This is a genomic window from Microbacterium sp. B24 (genome assembly GCF_000333415.1).
Classification (GTDB): domain Bacteria; phylum Actinomycetota; class Actinomycetes; order Actinomycetales; family Microbacteriaceae; genus Microbacterium.
On sequence record NZ_BADB01000507.1, the window covers coordinates 1 to 7,192 of the forward strand.

Here is a 7,192-nt window from a genome sequence, read left to right on the forward strand (position 1 = left end):
GGATCAGTACCGCTCCTTCAGCATCGCGGAGACGACCGACGACACCGACTCGCTCTATCAGGTGCTGACGCGTCGCCTGGCCCACGTCGACCGCGACGAGGCCGCTGCCGCCGCTGCGGAAACGGCGGTGGCGGCGGTCGATCCCGCCGATGGCGAGTCGCCGGTGGTCACCGAGCGCAAACGACCGCGGTTCGCGTACCGTCCGCAGCTGCTGGTCGTCGACGGCGGTGCGCCACAGGTCGCGGCTGCCGCACGCGCCCTCGAGGATGCCGGGCACGCCGAGATCGCACTGTGCGGCATCGCCAAGCGCTTGGAGGAGATCTGGCTGCCGGGGGAGGACTTCCCGGTGATCCTTCCCCGCACCTCCGAGGCGCTCTACCTGATCCAGCGCCTGCGCGACGAAGCGCACCGCTTCGCGATCACCCATCAACGAAAGCGCCGCAAGCGCGACATCTCCACCGTGCTGGGTGAGGTCCCGGGTCTCGGTGATGCACGGATCAAGGCCCTGCTACGGCACTTCGGCTCCGTCGCCGCGCTCAGCAATGCGTCCGCGGACGAGATGACGGCGCTGCCCGGAATCGGCCCCAAACTGGCGGCCGCGATCGAGCAGCGCCTCGCAAATCGCTAGGCTGTGGTCATCCGCACCGGCTTTCGAACACCTAGGGAGAGCACGTGACCGACGAGCAGCGCGCCGGCGAGGTGCTCATCGTCACGGGGATGTCGGGAGCGGGACGCACCACGGCGGCCAACGCCCTCGAGGACCTGGGGTGGTACGTCGTCGACAATCTGCCGCCGCAGATGCTCGGGCATCTCCTCGAACTCACCGAGATGGCCGGGGGAGCGCTTCCCAAGCTCGCCGCAGTCGTCGATGTCCGCGGCCGCGATCTCTTTCAGGCGCTGCCGGCGGTCACCAATGCGCTGCGGGCGGGACGCCAGCTGCGCGTGCTGTTCCTCGACGCCGGAGACGATGTGCTCGTGCGACGGTTCGAGTCCGTGCGGCGGCCGCATCCGTTGCAGGGCGAGGGGACGATCCTCGATGGCATCCTGCGTGAGCGCGATCGCCTCCGGGTGATCCGCGAAAGCGCCGACGTCATCATCGACACGAGTGAGATGAACATCCATCAGCTCGCCTCGCGCGTCGTCGACCTCTTCAGCGACGCGGGAGAGGCGCGCCATACCCTCACGGTGATGAGCTTCGGCTTCAAATACGGTCTGCCGACCGACGTCGATCTCGTCGCCGACATGCGTTTTCTGCCGAACCCGTATTGGATCCCCGAGTTGAAGGGACACACGGGTGAAGAAGAACCCGTGCGCGACTTCGTCCTGGCTCAAGAGGGCGCGCGCGAGTTCATCGACGCGTACGCCCAGGCTCTGCACCCCGTGCTGGCGGGCTATCAGCGTGAGAACAAGCGTCATTCCGTGCTGGCGGTCGGCTGCACCGGGGGCAAGCACCGTTCGGTGGTCACCGCGCGGGAACTCGCCGACCGGCTGGCAGAGATCCCCGGTGTCGCCGTTCGTGTGAAGCATCGCGACCTCGGTCGCGAGTAGGCTATCCCTTTGTCCCGCACCCCCCGAACGAAGGATCGCTGTGTCGCCAACCGTTGACGTGAAGTCAGAGCTGGCCGCGGTGCGCGACCCTCGTCCCACGGCGCGGGTGGCCGAACTCACCGCCATCCTCCGCTTCTCCGGCGGATTGCACTCGATCGCCGGGCGCGTCGCCGTCGAGGCCGAACTGGAGACCGACCCGCTTGCGCGTCGTGTCGCCCGCGACATCATGGAGATCTACGGGGTGCGCCCGGAGCTGCACCGCGTCCAGGCGTCCGGCGGACGCGCCGGCGGCCACTTCGCCGTCCGCGTCATCGAAGGCGGCGAGACGCTCGCGCGTCAGACCGGTCTGCTCGATGCGCGTCGCCGTCCGGTGCGTGGGCTCCCGAACAAGCTCACCACCGGCGCCCGCCACGATCTCGCCGCGGTCTGGCGCGGTGCGTTCCTTGCGAGCGGTACGCTGTCCGACCCCGGTCGGTCGGCGGCGCTGGAGATCTCCTGCCCGTCGGGCGAGGCGGCCATGGCGCTCGTGGGCGCCGGCCATCGGATCGGCATCGCCGCCAAGGCCCGCGAGGTGCGCGGGGTGCCCCGGGTCGTCGTTCGCGATGGCGAGGCCATCCGCGTCGCCCTCGCCGAGATGGGTGCGGTGCGCACGGCTCAGGCCTGGGAGGAGATGCGGCAGCGTCGTGAGGTGCGCGCCGGCGTCAACCGCCTCGTCAACTTCGACGACGCCAACCTGCGTCGCTCGGCCCAGGCGGCCGTCGCGGCATGCGCGCGCGTCGAACGCGCCCTGGAGATCCTCGGCGAGGAGGTTCCCGATCACCTGCGCGAAGCGGGCGAACTGCGCCTCTCGCACCGCGACGCCAGCCTCGACGAGCTCGGCCACCACGCGGATCCGCCGTTGACCAAGGATGCCGTCGCCGGCCGCATCCGACGGCTGCTCGCCATGGCCGACAAGAAGGCCGTCGCCGACGGCATCCCCGGCACCGACGCGGCGGTACCGGACGGTCTCGAGGACTGAGGTCGTCGGAGGCCGTTACATCTCGTTCTCAGAGGGAACAACCCCCTCGCCCTCGCGTTGCACCTCAATAGGATGGCAATGTCCCATCGCCGCAGCGCAGTTGCGGCGCCGACGACAGGAAGAAGAGAACATGGCGATCTACACGCTGCCCGACCTCCCCTACGACTTCGCAGCTCTTGAGCCGCACATCAGCGGCAAGATCATGGAGCTTCATCACGACAAGCACCACCAGGCGTACGTGACCGGCGCGAACACCGCGCTCGAGCAGCTCGCCGAGGCCCGCGACAGCGGCAACCTCGCCAATGTCAACAAGCTCGAGAAGGACCTCGCCTTCAACCTCGGCGGGCACGTCAACCACTCGATCTTCTGGACCAACCTCGCGCCGGCCACCGACGGCGGCGGCGGACAGCCCGAGGGCGAGCTGAAGGCGGCCATCGACGAGTTCTTCGGCGGCTTCGACAAGTTCCAGGCGCACTTCACGGCTGCTGCGACCGGCATCCAGGGCTCGGGCTGGGCCGTGCTGAGCTGGGACCCGATCGGCGAGCAGCTCATCATCCAGCAGCTGTTCGACCAGCAGTCGAACACCGCTCAGGGCACCGTTCCGATCTTCCAGCTCGACATGTGGGAGCACGCGTTCTACCTCGACTACCTCAACGTCAAGGCGGACTACGTGAAGGCGGTCTGGAACATCGCCAACTGGGGCAACGTCGCCGAGCGCTTTTCGACGGCGCGCGAGAAGACGGCCGGACTGCTCAAGTAGTAGTCTCAAGACCAGGTGAGGATGCCGGGTCCCTCCCGGCGACGGGCGGTGACCCGGCATCCTTTTTCCTTCACACACCAAGTTCGCGAGTGGCGCGGTGAAACGCCGTCGCCGTCGCGACATGAACCGGGAGACAACGTGTCTGTCAAGATCGGAATCAACGGCTTCGGCCGTATCGGCCGCAACTTCCTCCGTGCCGCGCTCGAGCAGGGAGCTGACCTCGACATCGTGGCGGTGAACGACCTCACCGACAACAAGACCCTCGCCCACCTGCTGAAGTACGACTCCGTCGGCGGACGCCTCGACGCCGAGGTCTCGTACGACGCCGACTCCATCACCGTCAACGGCAAGTCCATCAAGGTCTTCGAAGAGCGCGACCCGGCCAACCTCCCGTGGGGCGAGCTCGGTGTCGACATCGTCATCGAGTCGACCGGTCGCTTCACCAAGGCCGCCGACGCGAAGAAGCACATCGAAGGCGGTGCCAAGAAGGTCATCATCTCCGCTCCCGGCACCGACGTCGACGGCACCTTCGTCATGGGCGTCAACGACGGCGAGTACGACTCGGCGACGATGAACATCATCTCCAACGCCTCCTGCACCACGAACTGCCTCGCCCCCCTCGCCAAGGTCTTCAACGACAACTTCGGCATCGAGCGCGGCTTCATGATGACGGCGCACGCCTACACGGCCGACCAGAACCTGCAGGACGGCCCGCACAGCGACCTGCACCGCGCCCGCGCCGCCGCGATCAACATCGTCCCGGCCTCCACCGGTGCGGCCAAGGCGATCGGTCTCGTGCTGCCCGAGCTCAACGGCAAGCTGAGCGGTTCGTCGTACCGCGTGCCCGTTCCCACCGGCTCGATCGTCGACCTCACGATCATCACCCCGACCGAGGGTCTCACGGCCGAGGTCATCAACGCGGCGTACAAGAAGGCTGCGGCGGAGGGTGAGCTCGTCGGCTACCTCAAGTACAACGAGGACGCCATCGTCTCCAGCGACATCCAGCTCGACCCCCACTCGTCGGTCTTCGACGCGGGTCAGACGAATGTCTCCGGCAACCTCGTGAAGGTGTCGTCCTGGTACGACAACGAGTGGGGCTACTCGAACCGCCTCGTCGACCTCACCGAGCTCGTCGCCGACAAGCTCTGAGGTTTCACCATGGCTTTGCGCACCCTTGCATCCCTCGGGTCGCTGGCCGGTAAGCGTGTCATCGTCCGTGTTGACTTCAACGTCCCTCTGAAGGACGGCGTCATCACGGACGATGGCCGTATCCGGGCGGCTCTTCCGACCCTCAACGAGCTCATCAACCAGGGCGCGCGCGTCATCGCGTGCTCCCACCTCGGACGCCCGGATGGCGCGCCCGATCCGAAGTACAGCCTCGAGCCGGTCGCTCAGCGCCTCTCCGAGCTGCTCGGCAAGCCCGTCGTCTTCGCCCGCGACACGGTGGGGGAGTCCGCGCAGGAGGCCGTCGCAGCCCTCGAGGACGGCGATGTGACCGTCATCGAGAACCTGCGCTTCAACGCCGGTGAGACCGCGAAGGACGACGCCGAGCGTCGCGCTTTCGCGGAGCAGCTGGCCGACCTCGGCGATGTGCTCGTCTCCGATGGCTTCGGCGTCGTCCACCGCAAGCAGGCGTCGGTCTACGACCTCGCCGAGCTTCTGCCGTCGGCCGCGGGATATCTGATCGAGAAGGAGGTCGACGTCCTCGATCGCCTCACGGAGAACCCCGAGCGTCCCTACGCCGTCGTCCTCGGCGGGTCGAAGGTGAGCGACAAGCTGGGTGTCATCGCCCATCTGCTGCCTCGCGCGGACAAGATCCTCGTCGGCGGCGGCATGCTCTTCACCTTCCTGGCCGCGCAGGGCCACCCGGTGGGCAAGAGCCTCCTCGAGACCGACCAGATCGAGACCGTCAAGGGCTACATCGCGGATGCCGCGGCGCGCGGGGTCGAGCTGATCCTCCCCGTCGACGCGGTCATGGCATCCGGCTTCGCCGCCGACGCCGATCACGTCGTCGCCGCCGCCGACGCGCTGGAGGACACTCCCTTCGGCGCCGACGGCATGGGTCTGGACATCGGTCCGCGTACGGCGGAGATCTTCGCCGACGCGATCCGCGGCGCGAAGACGGTGTTCTGGAACGGCCCGATGGGTGTGTTCGAGATGCCGGCCTTCGCGGCCGGGACGAAGACGGTCGCGCAGGCGCTCACCGAGGTCGACGGTCTGTCGGTCGTCGGTGGCGGTGACTCGGCGGCAGCCGTTCGTCAGCTCGGTTTCGCGGACGACCAGTTCGGTCACATCTCGACCGGTGGTGGCGCGAGCCTGGAGTTCCTGGAGGGCAAGAAGCTCCCCGGGCTGGAGATCCTGGGATGGGAGGCCTGATGTCGCGCACACCGCTCATCGCCGGCAACTGGAAGATGAACCTCGACCACCTGCAGGCGGTCGCCTTCGTGCAGAAGCTGCACTGGACGCTCAAGGATGCCGGGCACGACGAGGGCTCGGTCGAGGTGGCCGTCTTCCCGCCGTTCACCGATCTGCGCACCGTCCAGACGCTGCTGGACGCCGACAAGATCCCCTTCGCACTCGGGGCGCAGGACCTGTCGACGCACGACAGCGGCGCGTACACCGGCGAGGTCTCGGGAGCCTTCCTGAGCAAGCTGGCCTGCCGCTACGTGATCATCGGTCACTCCGAGCGTCGCGACTACCACCACGAGTCCGACGCGATCGTCGCCGACAAGGTCCAGGCCGCGCTGCGGCACGGCCTGGTCCCGGTGATCTGCGTCGGCGAGACGCTGGAGCAGCGCGAACAGTCGGGGCCCACGGCGGTCTCGGTCGCTCAGCTGCAGGCGGCTCTCGCCGGAGTCGCAGCCGACGCGGACATCGTGGTCGCTTACGAGCCCGTCTGGGCCATCGGCACCGGTCAGGTGGCCTCTCCCGAGCAGGCTCAGGAGGTATGCGCGGCCCTGCGCGAGGTGCTCTCCGAGACTCTCGGTGCGGACGCCGCGGCGCGTACCCGTGTGCTCTACGGCGGTTCGGTGAAGTCGGGCAACATCGCCAGCTTCATGCGTGAGCCCGATGTCGACGGCGCGCTCGTCGGCGGGGCGAGCCTGGTGGCCGACGAGTTCGCCGCCATCATCCGCTACCAGAAGCACGTCGGCGTCTGACACGCTGCGGTTCCGCGCGCGTCGGCCTGCGTTTCGACTCGCTTCGCTCGCTCAACGACCGGGATCCAAGGCCTGCGTGCCGGCGTTGTCGACCGAGGCTCGCGCCTGCTCCGCGGAGAGCCCCGCTGCCTGCGCGGCCTCCAGAGCGTCTCGGCGGAGCTGCTCATTGACGACGAGTCGCTCGGTTGCGCTGGGGGTGATCGGCGCGACGAGCGCGAGACTGAGAGGCTCCGCCGCGGTGTGCTGCGGGGTCACGTCAAAGTAGAAGCGCGGCCGGGAGGCGCCGACCAGCGAGAGCGCAATCTCCCAGCGGCCAACCATGAGCTCGGTCGCCGGCATCGAGCCGTCAGCGAGGCGCACGACGATCTGCCGCGAGATGGCGGACGCGGGCGGCGTGAACTCCTCGGCGCGCGCGACGGCGAGCGTCAGGCGCGCCTCGCCCTCGATCACGACGCCGGGACCGCCGACGAGCGGCCAATGGACGAAGCCCGTGGGAACGGTCATGGAGGTCTCCAGGCGGTAGGGGAAGATGAAGGCCCGCGCATGGCGCCGCGGTGGCTCGAAAGCCGGGTACGGCGCCAGCGGCGCGGGTCGAACTAGAAGCCGGCGACGCGTCCGGTGCGCTTGCGGCGCTTCGTGTAGGCGCCGTCGGCGAGGAGGCGAGTGCGCGCCATTCGGGGACTCTAGAGGATCCCCGGGACCGAGCTC

At 68.3% G+C, this 7,192-nt stretch carries 8 protein-coding genes; 7 read left to right on the top strand and 1 reads right to left on the bottom strand.

Annotated features, from left to right (window positions below):
* From I5I_RS14840 to tpiA, 7 genes are all read left to right on the top strand, one after another.
* Window positions 1-628, top strand: a 628-nt coding sequence (locus tag I5I_RS14840; protein ID WP_036321512.1) for a helix-hairpin-helix domain-containing protein, incomplete at its 5' end; no start/stop codon positions are given.
* A 44-nt stretch (window positions 629-672) separates the two neighbouring features.
* Window positions 673-1,548 carry an RNase adapter RapZ gene (gene rapZ, locus I5I_RS14845; RefSeq protein ID WP_036321514.1) on the top strand — a complete coding sequence of 292 codons (876 nt, stop codon included), beginning with the start codon at window positions 673-675 and terminating at the stop codon, window positions 1,546-1,548.
* A 40-nt stretch (window positions 1,549-1,588) separates the two neighbouring features.
* Entirely contained in the window at window positions 1,589-2,566 is a 978-nt protein-coding gene (gene whiA / locus I5I_RS14850; protein ID WP_036321517.1) for a DNA-binding protein WhiA, read from the top strand.
* Window positions 2,567-2,696: 130 nt separating this feature from the next.
* The gene (locus tag I5I_RS14855; protein WP_036321520.1) at window positions 2,697-3,326 is read left to right on the top strand and encodes a superoxide dismutase; all 630 of its coding nucleotides are present in this window, start codon (window positions 2,697-2,699) and stop codon (window positions 3,324-3,326) included.
* A gap of 138 nt (window positions 3,327-3,464) precedes the next feature.
* Entirely contained in the window at window positions 3,465-4,475 is a 1,011-nt protein-coding gene (gene gap, locus I5I_RS14860; protein ID WP_036321523.1) for a type I glyceraldehyde-3-phosphate dehydrogenase, read from the top strand.
* Between the two features lie 9 nt (window positions 4,476-4,484).
* Window positions 4,485-5,702, top strand: a complete 1,218-nt coding sequence (locus tag I5I_RS14865; RefSeq protein ID WP_036321526.1) for a phosphoglycerate kinase — start codon at window positions 4,485-4,487, stop codon at window positions 5,700-5,702.
* Window positions 5,702-6,484, top strand: coding sequence for a triose-phosphate isomerase (gene tpiA, locus I5I_RS14870; RefSeq protein WP_083868048.1), 783 nt, complete (start codon window positions 5,702-5,704; stop codon window positions 6,482-6,484). Before I5I_RS14865 ends, tpiA begins: the two co-directional genes overlap by 1 nt.
* A 51-nt stretch (window positions 6,485-6,535) precedes the next feature.
* On the opposite strand, the gene I5I_RS14875 is transcribed toward tpiA, so the two are convergent.
* Window positions 6,536-6,988 (bottom strand): hypothetical protein, encoded by a 453-nt coding sequence (locus I5I_RS14875; RefSeq protein ID WP_036321530.1) that lies wholly within the window; start codon window positions 6,986-6,988, stop codon window positions 6,536-6,538.
* Window positions 6,989-7,192 lie beyond the last annotated feature (204 nt).

Coding starts and splice junctions, on each gene's coding strand:
- tpiA (WP_083868048.1), top strand. CDS start 5,702: ATGTCGCGCACACCGCTCATCGCCGGCAACTGGAAGATGAACCTCGAC.
- I5I_RS14855 (WP_036321520.1), top strand. CDS start 2,697: ATGGCGATCTACACGCTGCCCGACCTCCCCTACGACTTCGCAGCTCTT.
- I5I_RS14865 (WP_036321526.1), top strand. CDS start 4,485: ATGGCTTTGCGCACCCTTGCATCCCTCGGGTCGCTGGCCGGTAAGCGT.
- I5I_RS14875 (WP_036321530.1), bottom strand. CDS start 6,988: ATGACCGTTCCCACGGGCTTCGTCCATTGGCCGCTCGTCGGCGGTCCC.